The following is a 21,741-nucleotide window of genomic DNA, read 5'->3' on the forward strand; positions in this document are numbered from 1 at the left end:
ATGAAAAAAACAGCCATTATCGGCGGCGGCCCCGCCGGGATGACCGCGGCCATTGCCGCACTGCGCTCAGGCCAGCAGGTGGATCTTTATGACCAGAATGAAAAACTGGGCAAAAAGCTTTACATTACCGGAAAGGGCCGGTGTAACCTGACCAACCACTGCGATATCAGCGAATTTTTTGACAGCATTGTCACCAATAAGAATTTTCTTTATTCAGCCCTTTACACCTTTACCAATGATGCGTTTATGGAAATGATGGAAGAAAACGGCTGTCCCCTCAAGGTTGAACGGGGAGAGCGGGTCTTTCCAAAAAGTGACAAGTCCAGCGACATTATCAAAACCTTCAGAAAAATTCTGGAGCGTGAGGGGGCGCAGGTTTATCTGAACCACCGCATCGCAGCCATTGAGACCGGAGAAGACAGCGACGGAAAAAGAGTTACCGGTATCCGGCTGGAAAATGGAAGGGTCGAAAATTATGACCGGATCATTCTGGCCACTGGCGGAAGAAGCTATCTCTCAACCGGCTCGGATGGTTCGGGCTTTAAAATGGCCAGAGAGCTTGGCCACCGGGTGACTCCCCTGAGGCCGTCGCTGGTGGGCGTCAATATTCAGGAGGCCTGGGTGCCGGAGCTGCAGGGCCTTTCACTGCGCAATGTGGGCCTGACCATGAAAAAGGGTAAAAAGAAGGTCCGGTATGAGGCAGGTGAGATGCTCTTTACGCATTTTGGTGTCTCCGGTCCGCTGGTACTTACCATGAGCGCCTTTATGAAGCCGCCCTGTGAGGATTATACCCTGACCATTGATCTGAAGCCTGCTCTCAGCATGGAACAGATGGATGCCCGGCTGCAGCGTGACTTTGAAAAATATCATAACAAGCATTTTATTAACAGCTTAGTGGATTTATTACCTTCAAAAATGATTCCGGTTATGGTAAAATGTTCAGGTATTCCAGAGGATAAAAAGGTCAACCAGGTCACGCGGGAGGAACGCAGACACCTGGCGGAGCTTTTTAAGGGGCTGACCCTTCACGTGACATCCCTTCAGGATATCAATACCGCCATCATCACTTCGGGTGGTGTGGATGTCCGGGAGATCGACCCCAGTACAATGGAATCAAAACTTGTCCGTGGGCTTTATTTTGCCGGCGAAATGATCGACGTCGACGCCCTCACAGGCGGGTTTAACATACAGATTGCCGCCAGCACCGGGTGGCTGGCAGGTTTATCGGAAGAAGGTTAAGGAGAGCTTTATGCAGATTGCAATTGACGGCCCTGCCGGGGCAGGAAAAAGTACCATTGCGAAAATAATTGCAAAGGAATTGGGTATTCTTTATTTAGATACCGGCGCGATGTACCGGGCCATTACCTACGGTGTCTGGAAAAACAAAATGGATTTTTCGGATCAGAAGGCCATCGCGGATTTTACCAGAAGGAACACCATTGATTTTAAGGGCGAGGATGTTTATTTAAGCGGCGAAAGGGTAACAGAAGAGATTCGACTGCCCATTGTCAGCAGGCATACCTCGGATGTGGCCTGTATCGGCGAGGTCCGCAGACTGCTGGTCGAACAGCAGCAGAGCATCGCAGGCAGTCATTCGGTGATCATGGACGGCAGAGATATCGGGTCGGTGGTGCTCCCGGAGGCAGACTATAAGTTTTATCTGGATGCCAGCATTGACGAGCGCGCCAGACGGCGGGCCATCGAGCAGCAGGCCAGGGGAATCGAACAGGATTTTGACAGTATCCGCGAAAGCATTGCGGTGCGGGACTATAACGACAGCCACCGCGACGAGGGGCCATTAGTCTGTACCGAGGACGCTGTTGTGGTCGACACCACCGGCAAAAGCATTGACGAGGTCTGTCAGGTAATCCTAGAAAATATCCGGGGAGGAATGGCCCATGTTTTATAGATTCGGCAGAGCCCTGATCAAGCTTTTAAATCTCATTTTGTATAACATCCAAGCAGAGGGTGAGGAGAACATTCCGGAGACTGGCGGTTTTGTCCTTTGTCCCAATCATATCAGCAATTATGACCCTCTGGCTGTGGCCACGCATATGAAGCGGCAGGTACATTTTATGGCCAAGGCCGAGCTCTATAAAAATTTTGTTTTTAAAAAGGTGATGCTGGCCTTAGGCACCATTCCTGTTGACCGGGGGAAGGTTTCACTGGAAACACTAAAGGAATCCTTAAGAGTTCTCAAAAACGGTGAGATTCTGGGCATTTTCCCGGAGGGAACCCGTGTAAAAAACGGCGAACGCAGGAAACCAATGGAGGGTTTTGTGGTATTTGCCCTGAAAACCAAGTCTCCCATCCTGCCGGTACACATTGAGGGTGAATACAAATTTAGAGGTAAAATAAACATAAAATTTGGAAAACCCATTGAATTAAACGAATATTATGGAAAAAAAGTGAAACCTGAAGAAATGTCAAAAATAAGTGAAAAAATTATGGACATTGTCTATGATTTACAATAAAATAATGGAGATAGACTATGCAGATTATCATTGCCGATAAGGCAGGCTACTGCTTTGGAATTGAAAACGCCATGAAAATGGTCGAGGATACTCTGGCAGACCATCAGGATCAGCCAATCTATACCCTGGGGGATATATCCCATAACCGTCAGGAAATGGACCGGCTGATTGACAGAGGGGTTGTCAAGGCGGAGACCATCGATGAAATAGACCAGGGCTGCGTCATCATTCGCTCTCACGGTGTGGGGAAGGATGTCATTGAGGCAGCTGAGGCGAAAGGCCTTGAAATTGTCAACGCGACCTGTCCCTTTGTAAGGGCCATGCAGAAAAAGGTCGAGGATTACTACGAAAAAGGCTACCAGATTGTCATTGTCGGCAATCGGGATCACCCGGAGGTCATCGGAGCTACGGGATGGTGCAATAACGAAGCAATTGTCATAAACGACATAAAAAGTGTAGAAAATTTAGAAAAATATGATAAAATATGTGTAGTGGCGCAGACGACGATCATTGAGGCGAATTTTAATAAAATTACCGAAGCCCTGAAGTCGAAAGCGGATGAAATTGTTATATTTAATACTATTTGCAGTGCAACGGCTGAAAGACAAGCGGCTGCGGCAGAAACTGCAAAAGTAGTAGAATATATGATCGTAATAGGCGGATATCATAGTTCCAATACCCAAAAATTATTAGATATCTGTAAGACCTATTGCAAAAACACTTGTCATATAGAAACAGCCGGAGAATTAGACCCTAATGAGATTAAGAAGTATCAAACCATCGGAATCACAGCGGGCGCATCAACACCGGATTGGATCGTTAAGGAGGTAACGGAAAGTATGGAAGAAAACAAATTGGAACAAGAACAAACTCAAGAGGTGGTTCAGGAAACAGAAGCTGTCAAAGCGCAGACAGCAAACGAAATTGCAGATGCTAATTTCGATTTTGCAGCTGAAATTGAAGAATCCCTCAAACCAATCAGAAAGGGTGCCCCAGTAGAAGGTGAAGTAATTCACATTGACAATGATGAAGTTATTTTGAATATTGGATATAAGGCAGATGCAGTCATTAAAAAGAATGACTTCACATGGAAACATGATGAAGAACTGGCAGACCTTGTCAAGCTTGGCGATAAAGTCAATGCGATTGTGACCGACTTGAATGACGGTTCTGGCAGCGTTAAATTGTCTAAGATCAAATATGACAATCAGAGAGTTCAGCGTCAGTTAGCAGAAGCTTTTGAAAATAAAACTGTTTTAGAAGGCAAAGTAAAAGGCGTATCTGGCAGCGGTCTCATTGTTGATATCGGATTTACAGATATCTTCATGCCAGCATCCCAGTATCATGTGCGTTATGTCAAGGATCTTGAATCTTTAATCGGCGAAGACGTTAAAGGGATCATTATTGACTACAACGCAAAGAGAAGAAGAGCCATCTTATCACAGAAGGTTATCCTTGAAAAAGAAATCAAAGAAAAACAGGCAGCCTTAAGAGAAGCCAAAGAAAAACGTTTTGACGAGCTTGAAGTCGGCGATATCGTGGGCGGTACCGTTAAAACCATCACCAACTTTGGTATTTTCGTAGACTTAAACGGAATCGATGGCTTTGTACACCGTTCTGATTTAACCTGGGAAAGAGCGAACGAACCAAAAGACCTGGTAGAAAAGGGTCAGGAAATCGAAGCGAAGGTTATTTCCAAAAACGACGAAGACAAAAAGATCAAGCTGAGCGTAAAGGCGCTTAAGGAAAGACCATGGGAAGAATTCGTTAAAAACTACAAAGTAGATGACGAAGTAGAAGTTAAGATCACAAACGTACTGGATTTCGGTGCTTTCGCTGAAATTCTGCCAGGCGTTGAAGGCTTAATCCACGTTTCTGAAATCAGCTATGATCGTGTAGAATCCGTTGCAGCCGTTCTGAAACCAGGCGATGTTGTCAAGGTTAAAATCATTGGCATCAACATGGAAAAAGAAAAAATCAGCCTGAGTATCAAAGCAACCTTAGAAGCACCTGAAAGACCTGCAAGACAGAAAAAATCAGATTCTTCTTATGAAAGATCCTCTGCACCAAGATCTGACGCTCCAAGAAGAAGACCACAACAGAATAAGAATAAAACTGTTTACGAAGAATCAGCTAATGTAACCTTAGGTGATGCTTTTGGTAATCTTTTTGAAGGTCTGTCTTTCGATGACGAGGACGACGATCAATAAGCAATAAGAACATAAGCCTCTCCGGAATACCGGAGAGGTTTTTTTCTGGTTAGGGCTTTTTATTAACAGGGCCTTAGTATATAATAGTACTATGGAATTTTTTGATAACATGAATAAAGTGGAGGAGAAAGACTTTGGGAGGAATTTTTGGAGTTGTATCTAAAAAAGACTGTGTAGCGGATTTGTTCTTTGGAACAGATTATCATTCACACTTAGGAACACGTAGAGGGGGCATGGCTGTCTATGACAAGGAAAATGGCTTTGACCGGGCGATTCACAATATCGAGAATTCACCCTTCCGTACAAAATTTGAGCGTGACGTACAGGAAATGAGAGGCGAGATCGGCATTGGCTGTATCAGCGACAGCGATCCACAGCCGCTGATTGTCCGCGCCCATTACGGTAATTTTGTACTGACTACTGTCTGCCGGATCAACAATGCCGATGACATCGTGGAACGGGTATTGTCCAAGCACCGCGCCCATTTTATGGAAATGAGCAGTGGAAAGGTAAACGCCACCGAGCTGGTCGCATCCATCATTGCCGGCAGAGACAACCTTCTGGATGGCATTAAAGCCGCCCAGGAGATAGTGGACGGCTCCTTAACCATGCTGATCATGACAAAGGACGGCATCTATGCGTCCAGAGACCGCCTGGGGAGAACCCCCTTAATCATCGGCAAAAAGGATGACGGCTACTGCGCCTCTTTTGAATCCTTTGCCTATCAGAATCTGGGCTACAGCGACGCTTATGAGCTGGGGCCAAATGAAATAGTTTATATCACAGCGGATGGTTACGAAACCGTATCGCCGGCGGGCAAGGAGATGAAAATCTGTGCCTTCCTGTGGACCTATTACGGTTATCCAACCTCTACCTATGAAGGGGTGAACGTGGAAGCAATGCGTTACCGCTGCGGCGAGGCACTGGCAAAACGGGACGTGGATGTACCGGTCGACTCGGTGGCCGGGGTTCCGGACTCCGGGATTGCGCACGCCATCGGTTATGCCAACGAGTCGGCCATTCCTTTCTCGCGGCCGCTGATCAAGTATACGCCCACCTGGCCAAGAAGCTTTATGCCGCCGACTCAGAGCATGCGGCACCTCATTGCCAAGATGAAGCTCATCTCTGTTGACGCCTTGATTAAGGATAAAAAGCTGTTATTTATTGACGACTCCATTGTCCGTGGAACACAGATGAGTGATACGGCCAGCCACCTGTTTAAAAACGGTGCGAAGGAGGTACACGTCCGCTCAGCCTGTCCGCCGATTATGTATGGCTGCAAGTACCTGAACTTCTCACGCTCGACTTCGGAATATGATCTGATCACCCGCCGTATCATCCATGAACGCGAGGGCGACAACGACGTGAACGTTGTGGCCGACTACGCGGATCAGAACTCCCAGAATCATAAAGAAATGGTCGACACGATCTGCAAGCGCCTTAAATTTACATCGCTCAAGTACCATGAGCTGGAGGACATGATCGAGTCGATCGGGATTGATCCCTGCAGGGTTTGTACCTACTGCTGGAACGGTAAGGAATAGCCGGCATGCTTTCCCAGATTCACAGCTGCAGCCTTCTGGGGATTGAAGGCCAGATTGTTACAGTGGAGATTGACGTATTAAACGGCCTGCCCTCCTATGTGCTGGTAGGCCTTCCGGATACGGGTGTGAGAGAGTCAAAGGAGCGGGTATACTCAGCCCTGAAAAACAGCGGTTACAGCTACCCTATGAAGAAGATCACCATCAATCTGGCGCCGGCAGACCTGAAAAAGGAAGGCCCGGCCTACGATCTGCCCATCGCTCTGGGGTTGCTGATGGCTTCGGAGCAGCTGGAGCCCCTTGACATAGAAAGCTATGTTATTTTGGGAGAGCTCTCTCTGAGCGGAGCGGTCAAGCCTGTCAACGGTATTCTGCCCATGGTTCTGGCAGCCAGAGACCACGGCTTCAGAAGGATCATGATTCCTTCGGCCAACCGGTATGAGGCAGCGGTTGTGGAGGGAATTGATATTCTTCCTGTGGATAGTATCACTGAGGCGGCAGCGCACCTGTCAGGCGAATGCCCTAAAGTACCCTGTGAGGTCGATAGTGACGCTTTGTTCAAAAGGGCGCACACGCACAGCTGCGAGACAGATTTTTCAGAGATAAGGGGACAGGAGCCCGCCAAGCGTGCCTTTGAAATTGCCGCCGCCGGCGCGCACAACCTTTTGCTGAGCGGCCCGCCAGGCGCGGGGAAATCCATGATGGCAAAGGCTTTCCCGTCAATTCTGCCAGACATGACTGTGGAAGAGGTGCTGGAGGTCACAAAGATTTATTCGGTGGCGGGCCTTTTGCGTGACGCGCAGGTGATGACGGAAAGGCCCTTTCGGTCGCCCCACCACACCATCTCCAATATTTCACTGATTGGCGGAGGCCGGATTCCCAAGCCGGGAGAGGTCTCACTGGCACATCTTGGCGTGTTGTTTCTGGATGAATTGCCAGAGTTTAAAAAGAGCGCGCTGGAGGTTTTGAGACAGCCCATTGAAGACCAGCAGGTGACCATTTCAAGGGTTAACGCCTCATTAACCTACCCGGCGTCCTTTATGCTGGTGGCCAGCATGAATCCCTGCCCCTGCGGCTATTACGGCGATCCAACCCACGAGTGCCGATGCAGTGCCAGCGAGAGACACCGCTATGCCGGAAAGATATCCGGACCTCTGCTGGACAGAATTGATATAAAAATCGAGGTCCCCGCCATGGATTTTGACGCCCTTGAGACGGCGCCGAAGGGTGAGTGCTCAGCGGCTGTCAGGGCCCGGGTAAATGCAGCGCGGGCTCTGCAGAACACACGCTATGCGCAGGAAAAAGGGCTTTATTTCAATGCGCAGCTGTCACCGAGGCATCTCGAGAGGTACTGCGGGCTGGGGGCCCGTGAAAAGCTGCTGATGGAAAAAATATATAAAAAAATGAACCTCAGCGCCAGAGGATACCACCGTATTCTCAAGCTGGCAAGGACCATTGCAGACCTGGAGGGCACAGCTGATATCCGCACAGCCCATTTATCGGAGGCCGTGCAGTACCGAAGCTTTACTCCTGAGGAATAAAAAAGGTGAGAACCCGGAATCACGGGCCGCTCACCTTTTTTTATTGCTGTCTGTAAACTAAATGTGCAAATGCTTCGATGGGCATGGGCCTCGCGAAATAATACCCCTGAATAATATCACAGCCGATTTTTTTCAGGAAGTCGATCTGTTCCTGCGTTTCCACGCCCTCGGCCACCACCTTGATATCCAGCGAGTGGGCCATTTGAATAACGCTTTCCACCACCTTTTCTCCGCGGCGTGACAGGGTTGTCTCGTTGAAAAATTCCCTGTCCATTTTCAAGACATCCACAGGCAGCTCCCTCAGCAGGTTTAATGAGGAATAGCCTGTTCCGAAATCATCGATCGAGATTTTAAATCCAAAATCATTCAGGGCCTTGAAAACAGAGGCCAGCATGCCGATATTGTCAAAGACAGCGCTCTCGGTTACCTCGAGCTCCAGACAGTCGGGCGGCACCCCGTATTTTTCCACGATGGCCATGAGCCGCTCTGCAAAATCCGAATGGCTCAGATGCTTTCGGGAGAAATTGACGGATATCAAAAGCGGTCTCAAGCCCTGATCCATCCAGCTGCGCTGTTGTTTACAGATGGATTCAAACATAAAGAAATCCAGCTTTATGACAAAGTTGTTCTTTTCAAACAGGGGGATAAACTCAGCCGGCGGTATGAGTCCTTTTTCCGGATGAAGCCAGCGGACCAGTGCCTCGGCGCCAACAGGCTGCAGGGTTTCAAGGGAATACTTTGGCTGCAGGTAGACTTTGAACTGCCCTGTCTCCAGCGCGGTCTCCATCTGGTTTTCAATTTTTCTTTCCCGGAGAATCTGATTGCGCATGACGGTGTCAAAAAAGGCGATGCCGTTGCCGTTGGCGTCTTTAATGGACTTGCGGGCCATATCTGCACGGTCATACATGTGGTTGACACTCAGGTGATCCTCCTGAACCAGATAAACGCCAAAGGACAGGGTAAAAGGAATGTCAAGCTCCTGACAGGCCAGCTGCTCTCTCAGAATCCTCAGCCGTCCGGTTAAGGCCTCGGGGGTATTGTAACGGAGCAAAAGGGCAAAATCATCTGAGGCGACGCGGCAAAAGGTTTCCCGGTCCGTTAAATGGCGGTTGAGGATCTCCGACATGGCGGCCAGCAGCTGGTTACCGCTTTTGAAGCCATAGAGGTCATTTATTGCCTTGAATTTGTCAATGTCGAAGCTGACAATTGCGTATTGCAGGTGCTCCTTACCGTTTAGCCAGCGTTCACTGTCCACAATGAACTTGTTAAAATTGGAAAAGCCAGTAATGGTGTCGGTGTAGGCCATGCGCTGCAATTCTCGGCGGCTCTTTCTCTGGTGGATTTCGATATACACGATCAGGGCGGCAAAGAAAAACAGAATAACGGCCCAGGTCAAAAGGGTGGATTGAATAATCTGGCTGGATTTTTCTGAGACGACGCTTTTGGGCGCCACAATCAATACATTCCAGTTGTTCGTGTCCACCGGAGCAATGCTGAAGTAGTAGGGCTCACCATTATGCGTGTATTCTGCAACACAGGTTTTGCGGGACTGCAGCGCCTCCAGTACCTGGCTGCGCATTGCGGTGTTTTTGTAGCTGAGCGTTGTGATACTCTGGATATTCTGGTTGCTTTCAGGATGACTGGAACGTATGATGATGTCTCCGCTGTCGTTGATAATATAGGAATAGCCCCTGCCGTCAAAGCTTGTGACCGAAAGGACATCGCTGTAATGGCTGATGGCATTGGTCGCGAAAAGAACGCCGATCACATCGTCGCCGGAGCGGATCGGGGCAGCGTACACCGTAATGGGCTCTCCGCCGAATTTGTCTGTCAGAATACCGGAAACAACGGTTTCGCCGGCCAGGGCTTCATAAAAATAATCCCGGTCGGAAAAATCCTCATCATAACCATCAGTCGTATGGGCAACGCCGTCGGGGGTAATGATACCCATGCGTTTAAACGCGTTATGATTGTTTTCCTGCTCCAAAACAGGAAGCGCCGCCAGAATATTATCCGGCGCGTCACTGCCAATGTAGGTGGCAATGGCCTCCAGTGTGTTAAAGTCCCCTCTCAGCCGGTTTTGTATGGCGGTGGCAGACTGCTCGGACAGCTCCTTTAACGTCGTCTGAGTCTCTGACTCCAAAAAGCGGTCCAGATAGGAGGTGTAAACATAAGCGATGATGACGATCATCAATATAAGCAGCAAGGCAGCGAGAATCGGCCGCCATAATTTTGATTTTAACCCACGGTCATTCATGTAGGATCTCTTTTCTATCGATATTGCTTATATTATACCATAGCAACGGGTGTTAAAGAAACAATGCGGCAAAAAGAAAACAATGAAATAAAAAGAAATAGATGTGAAAAAGGTGATGTTTTGTGAAGAAAGTTAAAAATATACAACATTAATGTGAAAATATGTGTTATGATAAAGTATCATATTTTTTAAAAGGGGAATTGATATGGAAAAGGATTTGTTCTGGATATGGCTGATGTCGCTGACCGAGCTTGGCAACCAGCGCAAGCGGAGACTGCTGGATTTTTTTGGGACACCCGAAAATATCTATAACGCCGATGAGCACAGCCTGATGGCCTCTGGCGCTGTTAAGGAAAAGGACTGTAAATACATCCGCAGCCAGCAGCACCTTTACCTGGCCACAAAAGCCAAGGGCTTTATGGCACGCCATGGAATTGATCTGATTACGGTCCAAGACAGCCTCTACCCAGTGAGGCTTAAAAATATTTACGATCCGCCAGTCGGCCTGTTTGCAAAGGGAAGGCTTGATCTGCTGGACCGGCCCATGTACCTGGGGATTGTAGGCTCCCGAAAAGCTTCGCCGGCAGGCCTTAAACAGACGCGTAAGCTGGCCGAAACCTTTTCGGATATGGGGATCACCATCGTCAGCGGCCTGGCAGAGGGGGTAGACGGAGAAAGCCACCTGGGCAGCTGCGAGCGCGTGGGCTCTACCATTGCGGTCATGGGGACCGGCATCAACGTCTGTTATCCTGAAAAGCATAAGGCACTGTATAAAAAAATTGTCCGCAGCGGGTTGATCTTAACAGAATTTTTTATGGATGAGCAGCCTCTGAAATTTCATTTTCCAAGAAGAAACCGGATTATCAGCGGTCTGAGCGACGGCCTGCTGGTGGTTGAGGCCCGGGAAAAGAGCGGCGCCCTGATAACGGCCGACTTTGCTTTGGAGCAGGGAAAAAATGTCTACGCTGTACCGGGCGATATTACACGCTATCAGAGCGCTGGCAGTAATCAGCTTATTAAAGAGGGCGCAAAGGTGGTGACAGGACCAGAGGATGTGCTGGAGGATTACGTGGACAAGCTGCCAGAGGACATGGAGCGCTTCCATAATCCCATTAGTCTGGAGCACGCCGCTGAGGGCCTGGAGGATCCGGAACAAAAGAAAATACTGAATTATATTGCCGAAGGCTACACGACAGTGGACGAGCTGGTGTCAGTGTCTGGAATGGGGATTCAGGCCGTCAACGGGGCCCTTTCCATGCTGGAGCTTGACGACCGTGTTAAAGTAGAATATGGAAAGGTATATATTCTTTAGAGAGAAACCTTATGGATTTCTGTAGTCAAAATTTGATAAATAAGGATTCCTTTGTTATAATGAAGCTTGTTTGACTTTTATCATACATAATAAAAAACAAGTTATAACGGTAAAACATATAGAAGGAGGAATACAATGGCAAAAAATCTCGTCATTGTTGAATCACCCGCAAAAGCTAAGACGATAAAAAAATATCTTCCTAAGGGCTATGAGGTGCAGGCAACCATGGGGCACGTTATCGACCTGCCTAAAAGCCGTATTGCGATCGACATCGAAAATCATTTTAAACCCGATTATATTAAAATCAGGGGAAAAGGTGAGCTGCTGAAGAAAATTAAAAAAGAAGCCAACAAGGCCGACACGATTCTGCTGGCAACGGACCCCGACCGCGAGGGAGAGGCCATCTCATGGCATGTTGCCAATTTTCTGGGGATTGATCTGGATACCAAATGCCGGATTGAATTTCATGAGATTACCAAAAGAGCGGTTAACGCCGCCATTGAAAATAAACGCGCGGTGGATATGGACCTGGTGGATTCACAGCAGGCCAGAAGAATCCTGGACCGTCTCGTCGGCTATTCCCTGAGTCCCTTTTTATGGAAAAAGGTAAAGAAGGGCCTGAGCGGAGGCCGCGTACAGTCTGTCGTCACCCGGATCATTGTAGACCGGGAGGAGGAGATCGCGGCGTTTGTCCCGGAAGAATACTGGGGGCTTGATCTCGAACTCAAAAAAGATAAGGATAAGAATGTCTTTTTATCCCGTTTCTATTCTGAGGATGGCAAGAAGAAAACCATCAAGGACGCCGAAGAAGCGGCGCGTCTGGAACAGATCGTGCTGCACAATCCCATCACTGTGGCCGGAGTCAAAAAGCGTGTGCGCAACCAGAAGCCCCCGCTGCCTTTTACCACCAGTACCCTGCAGCAGGAAGCCTACAAGGTTTTGGGCTTCACGACCCAGCGTACCATGCGGATTGCCCAGCAGCTTTACGAAGGGGTTGAGATAACCGGCAAGGGACTTGTCGGCTTGATCTCCTATATCCGTACCGACTCCACACGTCTGGCGGATGAAGCCATCGCCGAGGCGAAGGACTTCATTGAATCCAATTACGGCCCGGATTACCAGCAGAGCTCAGCTAAAAAAACAGTGAAGAAAAAAAATGTGCAGGATGCCCACGAAGGGATCCGCCCCTCATCAGTTTTCAACCTGCCGGAGGAAGTGCGGGATTCACTCGAAAAGGACCAGTACAAGCTGTACAAGCTTATCTGGGACCGGATGGTCGCCAGCCAGATGGCCGACGCTGAGTATTACGTGACCGATGTGGATGTAGCCTGTGCGAATCTGCTCTTTAAAACAAAGGGTGAGATCATGAAATTTAAGGGCTTTACAGCCGTTTACCGCACAGCCAGCTCAGCTGAAAAGGAAGAAGCCAACCGCCTGCCCGAATTTGAGGACAACGAAGAATTAAATCTTGTAAAAATTAACAAGGAACAGAAGTTTACCAAGCCGCCGGCGCGCTATACCGAAGCGTCGCTGGTAAAAATCCTTGAGGAAAAGGGGATTGGCCGGCCAAGTACCTACGCGCCGACCATTGCCACCATTAAAAACCGTGATTATGTCGAGGTGGTGGAAAAACATTTTGTGCCCACTGAACTGGGCGTTACGGTTACCCACCTGATGAAGGAATATTTTGAGGACATTGTCAATCTGACCTTTACGGCGGAGATGGAAGAAAAGCTGGATAAGGTAGCAGATGGCGAAACGGATTGGGTAAAGCTTCTGGAAGACTTTTACGGCGGGTTTAAAAAAGAGCTGGACCATGCCCAGGAGGCAGCGGCAGCGGTAACCATCGCCGACCCTGAGTCGGATGAGGTCTGCGAGCTCTGCGGGCGCCGGATGGTCATTAAAAAAGGGAAGTACGGTAAATTTCTGGCCTGTCCCGGCTTCCCGGAATGTAAAAATACCAAGCCTTATTTTGAAAAGACCGGCGGTATCTGTCCGGAATGCGGGGGAGACCTTGTCAAGCGTACCTCCAAGAAAGGCCGGACTTTCTATTCCTGCTCAAACTATCCGAAATGCGAGTACATGAGCTGGGATATGCCGGTGGCTGAGAAATGTCCGGACTGCGGGCAGACCATGTTCCAAAAAGGTCTGGGCAAACGAAAGAAAACCTACTGTGCCAAATGCGGTTTTGAAAAGTCGCCGGATCAACAATAGAAAACAGGGTTCAGGCTGGTGGCCGTCCGTTTCGGGCGGTCACCCGTTTACATATAGATTTAAGCATTCCTTGCTAAAATGACCCTTTAGATTAAATATAAAATGAAATGAGGAATAAAGAATGTTTCATGCAACAACAATCGTTGGTGTAAGACACAATGGCGAGGTTGCCATTGCGGGTGATGGTCAGGTGACAATGGGTGAAACGACCATCATGAAGGCAACCGCCAAAAAAGTCCGGAAGATTTACAATGACCAGGTGCTGGTCGGCTTTGCGGGATCCGTGGCCGATGCCTTTACACTGTGTGAGCGTTTTGAACACAAAATTGAACAGTACAATGGCAATCTGCAGCGCGCCGCGGTCGAGCTGGCTAAGGACTGGCGTCAGGATAAGGCGCTGCGTAAGCTGGAGGCCCTGTTAATTGTAATGGATAAAAAAGAAACGCTGGTGCTTTCTGGCAGCGGAGAAGTGATTGAGCCGGACGACGACATTGCCGCCATTGGTTCAGGAGGAAATTACGCCCTGTCAGCCGCCAGAGCTTTAAAACGCCATTCAAATCTGAGCGCAAAGGAAATCGCGCACGAAGCCCTTAAGATTGCGTCTGAAATCTGTGTTTACACGAATGATAATATCCGTGTCGAAGAATTAGAATAAATTTGAGGTAAAATTTATGGAAATGAAAGATTTAACGCCTAAAAAAATTGTCGAAGAGCTGAACCGCTATATTATCGGTCAGGAGCCGGCAAAAAAGGCGGTGGCCGTAGCGCTGAGAAACCGTTACCGCAGGAGTCTGCTTTCAGAGGAAATGCGTGACGAGTTTACGCCAAAGAACATTATTATGATGGGGCCGACCGGTGTCGGTAAAACCGAAATTGCCAGACGGATCGCCAAGCTGGTGTCGGCGCCCTTTATTAAGGTAGAGGCCACTAAATTTACGGAAGTGGGATATGTTGGGCGTGATGTGGAATCCATGGTCCGCGACCTGGTGACCACCTCCATCCGCAAGGTACAGCAGGAAAAAATGAAGGCCGTTTATGAGCAGGCCGAAGCGCGGGCGGATAAGCTGATCTTAGATATCCTAGTGCCCCTGAAAAAGAAAAAAGAAACCATCAAAACCCCTTTCGATATTTTTATGAAAAGCAACAAGCAGCCGGCCCAGCCTGAAACAACAGATCCGGCCAAAGAAGCCGAAAAAGCCGAAAGAGAAAAGAATCTTCAGATTAAGCGTGAAGCCATTGCCCAGGATCTGGCCGACGGTAAGCTGGAAGATGAGGTTATCGAAATCGAAGTGGAGGACGATGGCTCCAAAACCATCGGCGTCATGGCGGGGATGAATGATGATATGAACATCAACATCAACGACATTCTCGGCGATTTTCTGCCTTCCAAGAAGAAAAAACGGCACGTCAAGGTCAAGGACGCCCGTAAGATTTTTACCAACCAGGAAGCCCAGAAAATGATCGATATGGACGAGGTTAAGGAGATCGGTCTGCGCGAAGCCGAGCAGAATGGGATTATTTTCATCGATGAAATTGATAAGATCATTGGAAATGGCAATAACAACGGCCCCGATGTCTCGCGCGAAGGGGTACAGCGGGATATTCTGCCGATCGTGGAGGGCAGCACCATCACCACAAAATACGGTCCGGTGAAAACCGATTTTATTCTGTTTATCGGTGCGGGTGCTTTTCATGTGGCTAAGATATCAGATATGATTCCGGAGCTTCAGGGACGTTTCCCGATCACCGTTGAGCTGGACAGCCTGACAGAGGAGGATTTCAAGCAGATTCTTACCCAGCCTGAAAACTCAGCCATCCGCCAGTATCAGGAGCTTTTAAAAACCGAAGATGTCACCCTGGTCTTTGAGGACGACGCCATCGAAACACTGGCACAGATTGCGTTTGCGCAGAACGAGGAGCAGGAAAATATCGGCGCCAGACGTCTGCACACAGTGCTTGAAAAGCTGTTGGAGGAAGTCTCCTTCTACGCATCTGATTACGATGCCGATACCTTTGTGGTCAACAAAGCATATGTCAACTCTGTTTTTAAACCGGCAGAGCGAGAACGCAGTTATTCCAGATTTTTACTTTAAAAAAATAATAAAAATACTTGTCACTGCCCTGTAATTGTGTTATTATAGGGCAGTATGTTGTTATTACACACATTTTTCGAGGAACGGCAGGTGCCTGCGCAGCAGGTGGGCTTATTCCGGAGAGAAAAATGGAGGAAAAACCTAAGGAGGAATTATTATGGCAGCAGTAACAATGAAACAATTATTAGAAGCAGGTGTCCATTTCGGTCACCAGACCAGAAGATGGAACCCTAAAATGGCGCCTTACATTTTCACTGAAAGAAACGGTATTTACATCATCGACTTACAGCAGACAGTGAAAAAAATCGATGTTGCCTGCAACTTCGTTAAAGATGTAGCAGCAAACGGCGAAAGCATTTTATTTGTCGGAACCAAAAAACAGGCTCAGACCAGCATCGAAAAGGAAGCTAAGAGAAGTGGCAGCTTCTGTGTTAACCACCGTTGGTTAGGTGGTACCTTAACCAATTTCAGCACCATCAGCAAACGTATTGAGCGTTTAAAAGAATTAAAAGCGATGGAAGAAGACGGCACTTTTGAACTGTTACCGAAAAAAGAAGTTATCAAGTTAAAAAGAGAACGTGAAAAACTGCAGAAATTCTTGGGCGGCATTGAAGATATGAAGGAAATGCCTGGCGCGATGATCGTTATCGACAGCAAGAAAGAAAGAATCGCTATTGCAGAAGCACATAAACTGGGTATTCCAATCGTTAGTATCGTTGATACCAACTGTGACCCGGACGAAATTGACTACGTTATTCCTGGAAACGACGATGCAATCCGTGCCGTCGCTTTAATCCTGGGCGTATTAGCAGACGCTATTATCGAAGGAAAACAGGGCGAACAGTTTGAAGAAGCTGTCGTAGAAGAAACCGTTGTGGCAGAAGATGCCTCCGGCGACGTGGTTGTTGAAGAAGTTGTAGAAGTTGAAGCAGAAGTGACAGCTGAATAAGCTGTTTGACATTTAATCAGAGGAGGATACAGACGTGGACGCTAAATTAGTTAAAGAATTAAGAGAAAAAAGCGGCGCAGGCATGATGGACTGCAAAAAAGCTTTGGTTGCTACCGATGGTGACATTCAAAAAGCAATGGAATATTTAAGAGAACAGGGCTTAGCCGCTACCAATAAAAAAGCTGGCCGTGTTGCGGCGGAAGGTGTTGTAGAATCTTACATCCATATGGGCGGTAAAATCGGTGTTTTAGTTGAAATCAACTGTGAAACAGACTTCGTGGCTAAAACCGATGGCTTCAAGGCCTTTGCGAAGGATGTTGCCATGCACATCGCAGCTGCAAACCCAACCTATGTTTCCAAGGAAGAAGTGCCGGAAGCAGAAGTTGAACACGAAAAGGAAATCCTGAAGCATCAGGCATTAAATGAAGGCAAGCCGGAAAAAATCGTCGACAAGATGGTTGAAGGCCGTATCGGCAAATTCTACAAAGAAATCTGCCTGTTAGAACAGCCTTTTGTTAAAAACCCGGACATCACCATTGAAGATCTCGTAAAAGAACAGATCATGACAATTGGTGAAAATGTAAAAATCAGACGCTTTGCCCGCTTCCAGTTAGGCGAAGGGATCGAAAAGAAACAGGAAAACTTTGCAGAAGAAGTAGCTGCACAGATGAAATAAATAAGCTATCGAAAAAAGGACAGGCTGTCTCGCAGCGTGTCCTTTTTTATTTCCAGGTTGTTTTCATAATACACATAATACAAAGAGCACACACCAGGTAGTTATAAAAATGGATTTAAAAACGGAGGGGTATGATTCTTTTTGTTTAAAAAATGAAAATAAATAAATATATTTATAAAAAAATGCCTTTATACGTCCTGTGCTTTTTTGCTTTTTAACTTACAGCAGCTGTGTTCTGTGTATTATGTGTATTATGAAAAGGTCTCATAGTGATTGGCAGAATACCTTTGTGTTTTAAAACGAAAGCCTCTGACTGTTCATTGTTAATAATTTTTTAATAATTCCTTTATTACCAGGTTAGAAAGTTCCGTTACAATAAAGACAGCAAAAACGATGGAGGCTGTCAATGAGTAAAAAAAATTGTGAAAAAAATCGTATAAAAGGACTTTCTGAAGCAGAAGTAAACCAGCGTGTGCAGCAAGGCCGGCAGAACCGGACTCAAAGCGCTATGACCAAAACAACGGGTGAGATCATACAGAAAAATGTTTTTACGCTGTTTAATCTTATGAACCTGCTGATTGCCATTGCGCTTTTCTGTGTTGGCGCCTACAGCAACCTGCTGTTTTTGGGTATTATCATCTTAAATGTGCTTATCGGTATCGCGCAGGAGATTAAAGCGAAGAAAACCGTTGAGAAGCTCTCACTGCTGTCGGCGCCTTCGGCCACCGTGCTGCGTGGCGGTGAAGAAAAGACCATAACGGTGGAAGAAGTGGTTCAGGACGATATCATGGTCTTAAGCGCGGGCCAGCAGATCTGTTGTGACGCCGTTGTCATTTCGGGTGACGTCGAAGTCAATGAGGCGTTATTGACAGGGGAGGCAGATGCTGTTGGAAAAACGAAAGGCGGTAAGCTCCTGTCGGGCAGCAGCCTGGTCAGCGGCCAGTGTCTGGCAAGGGTTATACACGTTGGCGGTGATAATTATGCGTCTAAAATCGTGCGGGAGGCCAAACAGGTCAGGGAACAAAGCTCTGAGCTCATGCAGTCCATGCGCAGGGTAACCCGGATCACCAGCCTGTTTATTATCCCATTAGGGATTATTTTATTTCTGGAGGCCTTTGTTTTACGCGGCGATCCGCTTTTCACTTCGGTGGTGTCCAGCGCTGCGGGCCTTTTGGGAATGCTGCCCAAAGGGCTGGTGCTGTTAATCAGTGTCTCGCTGGCCGGAGGTGTCATTAAGCTGGCAAAAGATAAGATATTGATTCAGGACATGTTTTCTCTGGAAGCTTTGTCACATGTGGATGTGCTGTGCCTCGATAAAACCGGAACGCTGACTGAGGGAAAGATGGAAGTGGAACGGGTATGGCCTTTTGAAAACACACTGGCCAAAGGGGTAAAGCTGGAGTCTCTGATGGGTTCTTTTCTAAAATACAGCGATGATAACAATGCGACCTTCCAGGCTTTAAAACAGTACTTCCCCAAAAGTGACGCCTGTGCTTTAAGCTCGAGGGTTGCCTTTTCCTCGGAGCGGAAGTGGACGGCCATGACCTTTGAAAACGGCAGAACGCTTGTTATTGGCGCGCCGGAAAGGGTGCTGCAGGGTGAGATGCCGGATGGGCTGAAGAGCGAGATAAAAAAGGGGCGGAGGGTCCTGGTGGCTGGGGTTACAGAGGATGAAGTTACGAGCCGGACCAATCTGTCAAAGACAAGGCTTATCCCCTTGGCGGGAATCGTCATCCGGGATAAGGTGCGCAAAAGCGCGCCGAAGATTTTAAGCTATTTCAGAAAACAGGGCGTTACGGTGAAAGTCATCTCAGGGGATCATCCGGCGACGGTATCGACGGTGGCAAGAGATGCCCGGCTGAAAAATTATGACCAGGCCATTGACATGACGACCGTGGGAGAAGATGTGGATTTCAGTAAAATTGCGGAAGAATACACCGTGTTTGGGCGAACCACCCCCCAGCAAAAAAAGAAGCTGGTTCAGGCACTGAAGGCCGCAGGCCATTCTGTAGCCATGACCGGTGACGGCGTGAACGATCTTCTGGCTCTAAAGGAGGCTGACTGCTCCATTGCCATGGGCAATGGAAGCGACGCGGCCAGGCAGGCCGCACAGGTGGTTTTATTAGCGTCGGACTTTTCGGCGCTGCCGGGGCTATTGCTTGAAGGACGGCGCGTGGTGAATAATGTCACCCGCGCGGCAGGCGTCTTTTTTATCAAGACCATTTATTCCGTGGTCATGACGCTGATCTGCGTGCTGGCCAATATTCCCTTTCCCTTTTTGCCCATCCAGATTACGTTGATCGACGCTGTAATTGAAGCCTATCCCTCGTTTCTTACAGCCTTTGAGGCCGATGGGCGGCGCATTAACAGCCGATTTCTGCCCAAAGCGTTGTCGAAGGCACTGCCGAATGCAGCCGCCATTATTGTGTCATTTGTTATGGTCAATATCATAACAGCAGCAGGACTGATCGAAATCGGCATGGCTGAGAAAACAACGGTATTATATCTTCTGGCAGGCCTGGTAAGCATGCAGGCGGTTGTGAAGAACAACAGACTCTTCACAAGGCTTCGGGCGTTTGTGAGCATCACGATGGCCGCCGGTTATTTTGGCGCTGTTTTTATGTTCAGCCGGCTGCTGGGGCTGGAGAGGACCTTAAGCGCCAGTGCGCTGCTGCTGCTGGGGCTGTTATTGGCGGCAGCCTTTGGGGTTGAACGGCTTCTGACACATTGTGTCAAAGTTTATGACCGAAAAAAGCAGGCGGCAGCTGGCCGTTGTTTTCCGGTCCCGCACAATATGCCCCAAAAGGAACAGTGATCCTGAGACAAAGCGGTACCGGGGTGGCATTCCATTACGAATTTCTTGTGAAAGAAGCTTGACGAATGCAGGTGTTTTACGCTATAATAGTATTGTCCATTATGACTGTTTATTGGACGGTTAATGACCGTGTCGGCTCTTTGGCATAAAGGTAAGCCGATACAAACGGTACCTGAATAGATTTGTGATAAAGAGCACGAAAGTGTTCTTTTTTTACAGTTTGGATTGTTCTCGGTGTTCCCTTGAAAAACAGGGGGTTCTGAGGTATAATCGAACTAAGAATAGAAGGGGGATTATATGGAGACGAAATATAAAAGAATTATTATCAAGCTGAGCGGCGAAGCCTTGTCTGGTGAGGTTGGCTTTGGTATTGATCCGCCGACGGTGCAGCGTATCTGTGAATCGGTCAAAGAGGTTTTTGAACAGGATGTTGAGATCGCGATCGTTGTAGGCGGCGGCAACTTCTGGAGAGGCCGCTTTGGTGAGGGCATGGATAAATCCACCGCGGATTATATGGGAATGCTTTCCACTGTGATTAACGCGCTGGCGCTTCAGGATGTTTTAGAGCAGATGGGTGTGCCGGTGAGGGTGCAGACCGCCATTGAAATGAAGGAAGTGGCCGAGCCTTATATCCGCCGTAAGGCAGTCCGGCATCTGGAAAAGAAACGCGTGGTTATTTTTGCAGCCGGCACAGGCAATCCGTTCTTTACGACGGATACCACAGCGGCGCTGCGCGCGGCAGAAGTCGACGCCGAAATGATTCTGCTGGCCAAGAGTGTGGATGCGGTCTACGACTCGGATCCGGAAGTCAATCCGGAGGCTAAAAAATATGACCGCCTGACCTATATTGATGTCATCAACCAGGGGCTTAAGGTGATGGATTCCACCGCCATTACCCTGTGTATGGATAATAAAATACCCATCCTTGTTTTCGGTCTGGATCAGCCCGAAAATATCTTAAAGGCCGTTCGCGGCGAAACCATCGGAACAATTATCGAGGAGGCAGAATAATGTTAAACGAAATTAAAGACAGAGCCAATGATAAAATGCAAAAAGCCCTGAATAACTTAAACGAGAGTTTAGGAGGGCTCAGAGCCGGCCGTGCGAATCCCCATATTCTGGACAAAGTAACGGTTGATTATTATGGAGCGCCGACAGCCATTAACCAGCTGGCAAGTGTGGCGGTGCCTGAAGCCCGTATGATTACCATTCAGCCCTACGACAGCACTTCGATTTCTGCGATTGAAAAGGCCATTTTGACCGCGGATCTGGGCTTTAATCCGTCCAACGACGGCAAAATCATTCGTCTGGTGGTGCCGGAGCTGACAGAAGAACGCCGTAAAGAACTGGTTAAGCTAACCAAAAAGTACGGTGAAGAATGTAAGGTTGCCATGCGCAATATACGCCGTAAAGCCGTACAGGACCTGAAAGACGCTGAGAAGGAAGGTCTTATCAGTGAAGATGAGCTGCATCAGGGTGAGAAGGAAATCCAGAAGCTGACCGATGATGAAGTTAAGAACATCGAAAGTGTGCTGAAGGAAAAAGAAGGGGAAATCATGGCGGTTTAGCCAGTGATGCCCTGATTGTCAACTGAAATCCTTTCGGTTGTGTTTGTGAAACTAAATAAGTCTTTCACAAGAGTGGGGAAACCCACTCTTG

Annotated in this window: 16 protein-coding genes; 15 read left to right on the forward strand and 1 reads right to left on the reverse strand. The window is 48.1% G+C overall.

The annotated features are described in order from the left end of the window. The 6 genes from I2B62_RS09580 (at position 1) to I2B62_RS09605 (ending at position 7,766) form a co-directional block, all read left to right on the forward strand. Positions 1–1,239 (forward strand): NAD(P)/FAD-dependent oxidoreductase, encoded by a 1,239-nt coding sequence (locus I2B62_RS09580; RefSeq protein WP_195268742.1) that lies wholly within the window; start codon positions 1–3, stop codon positions 1,237–1,239. 10 nt (positions 1,240–1,249) lie between these two features. Further along, the gene (cmk, locus tag I2B62_RS09585) at positions 1,250–1,909 is read left to right on the forward strand and encodes a (d)CMP kinase (RefSeq protein WP_195268743.1); all 660 of its coding nucleotides are present in this window, start codon (positions 1,250–1,252) and stop codon (positions 1,907–1,909) included. Beyond that, a complete protein-coding gene (locus I2B62_RS09590; protein ID WP_195268744.1) occupies positions 1,899–2,474 on the forward strand; it encodes a lysophospholipid acyltransferase family protein in 576 nt (191 codons plus the stop codon). The genes cmk and I2B62_RS09590 overlap by 11 nt, the downstream gene beginning before the upstream one ends. A gap of 17 nt (positions 2,475–2,491) precedes the next feature. Beyond that, positions 2,492–4,684, forward strand: a complete 2,193-nt coding sequence (locus I2B62_RS09595; protein WP_195268745.1) for a bifunctional 4-hydroxy-3-methylbut-2-enyl diphosphate reductase/30S ribosomal protein S1 — start codon at positions 2,492–2,494, stop codon at positions 4,682–4,684. 134 nt (positions 4,685–4,818) lie between these two features. Then, the gene (locus tag I2B62_RS09600) at positions 4,819–6,228 is read left to right on the forward strand and encodes an amidophosphoribosyltransferase (protein WP_195268746.1); all 1,410 of its coding nucleotides are present in this window, start codon (positions 4,819–4,821) and stop codon (positions 6,226–6,228) included. 5 nt (positions 6,229–6,233) lie between these two features. Next, positions 6,234–7,766, forward strand: a complete 1,533-nt coding sequence (locus I2B62_RS09605; protein ID WP_195268747.1) for a YifB family Mg chelatase-like AAA ATPase — start codon at positions 6,234–6,236, stop codon at positions 7,764–7,766. A gap of 40 nt (positions 7,767–7,806) precedes the next feature. Here the strand turns inward: I2B62_RS09605 and I2B62_RS09610 are convergent, their stop codons facing one another. Further along, entirely contained in the window at positions 7,807–10,023 is a 2,217-nt protein-coding gene (locus tag I2B62_RS09610) for an EAL domain-containing protein (RefSeq protein ID WP_195268748.1), read from the reverse strand. Between the two features lie 205 nt (positions 10,024–10,228). Between I2B62_RS09610 and dprA the strand changes: the two genes are divergently transcribed. The 9 genes from dprA (at position 10,229) to frr (ending at position 21,650) form a co-directional block, all read left to right on the forward strand. Continuing rightward, the gene (dprA, locus tag I2B62_RS09615) at positions 10,229–11,335 is read left to right on the forward strand and encodes a DNA-processing protein DprA (RefSeq protein ID WP_195268749.1); all 1,107 of its coding nucleotides are present in this window, start codon (positions 10,229–10,231) and stop codon (positions 11,333–11,335) included. 135 nt (positions 11,336–11,470) lie between these two features. Next, positions 11,471–13,549 (forward strand): type I DNA topoisomerase, encoded by a 2,079-nt coding sequence (gene topA, locus I2B62_RS09620; protein ID WP_195268750.1) that lies wholly within the window; start codon positions 11,471–11,473, stop codon positions 13,547–13,549. 121 nt (positions 13,550–13,670) lie between these two features. Further along, positions 13,671–14,204, forward strand: coding sequence for an ATP-dependent protease subunit HslV (gene hslV / locus I2B62_RS09625; protein ID WP_195268751.1), 534 nt, complete (start codon positions 13,671–13,673; stop codon positions 14,202–14,204). Positions 14,205–14,220: 16 nt separating this feature from the next. Beyond that, a complete protein-coding gene (hslU, locus tag I2B62_RS09630) occupies positions 14,221–15,642 on the forward strand; it encodes an ATP-dependent protease ATPase subunit HslU (protein ID WP_195268752.1) in 1,422 nt (473 codons plus the stop codon). Positions 15,643–15,799: 157 nt separating this feature from the next. Continuing rightward, positions 15,800–16,591 carry a 30S ribosomal protein S2 gene (gene rpsB, locus I2B62_RS09635; protein WP_195268753.1) on the forward strand — a complete coding sequence of 264 codons (792 nt, stop codon included), beginning with the start codon at positions 15,800–15,802 and terminating at the stop codon, positions 16,589–16,591. Between the two features lie 34 nt (positions 16,592–16,625). Beyond that, complete coding sequence (gene tsf / locus I2B62_RS09640) at positions 16,626–17,267, forward strand: translation elongation factor Ts (protein ID WP_038351420.1); 642 nt, start codon at positions 16,626–16,628, stop codon at positions 17,265–17,267. Between the two features lie 406 nt (positions 17,268–17,673). Then, on the forward strand, positions 17,674–20,082 hold the full coding sequence (locus tag I2B62_RS09645; RefSeq protein ID WP_195268754.1) for a cation-translocating P-type ATPase: 2,409 nt from the start codon (positions 17,674–17,676) through the stop codon (positions 20,080–20,082). 297 nt (positions 20,083–20,379) lie between these two features. Beyond that, entirely contained in the window at positions 20,380–21,093 is a 714-nt protein-coding gene (pyrH, locus tag I2B62_RS09650; RefSeq protein ID WP_195268755.1) for a UMP kinase, read from the forward strand. Next, positions 21,093–21,650 (forward strand): ribosome recycling factor, encoded by a 558-nt coding sequence (frr, locus tag I2B62_RS09655; protein ID WP_195268756.1) that lies wholly within the window; start codon positions 21,093–21,095, stop codon positions 21,648–21,650. Before pyrH ends, frr begins: the two co-directional genes overlap by 1 nt. Positions 21,651–21,741: the final 91 nt, after the last annotated feature.

Source organism: Eubacterium sp. 1001713B170207_170306_E7 (assembly GCF_015547515.1).
Classification (GTDB): domain Bacteria; phylum Bacillota; class Clostridia; order Eubacteriales; family Eubacteriaceae; genus Eubacterium.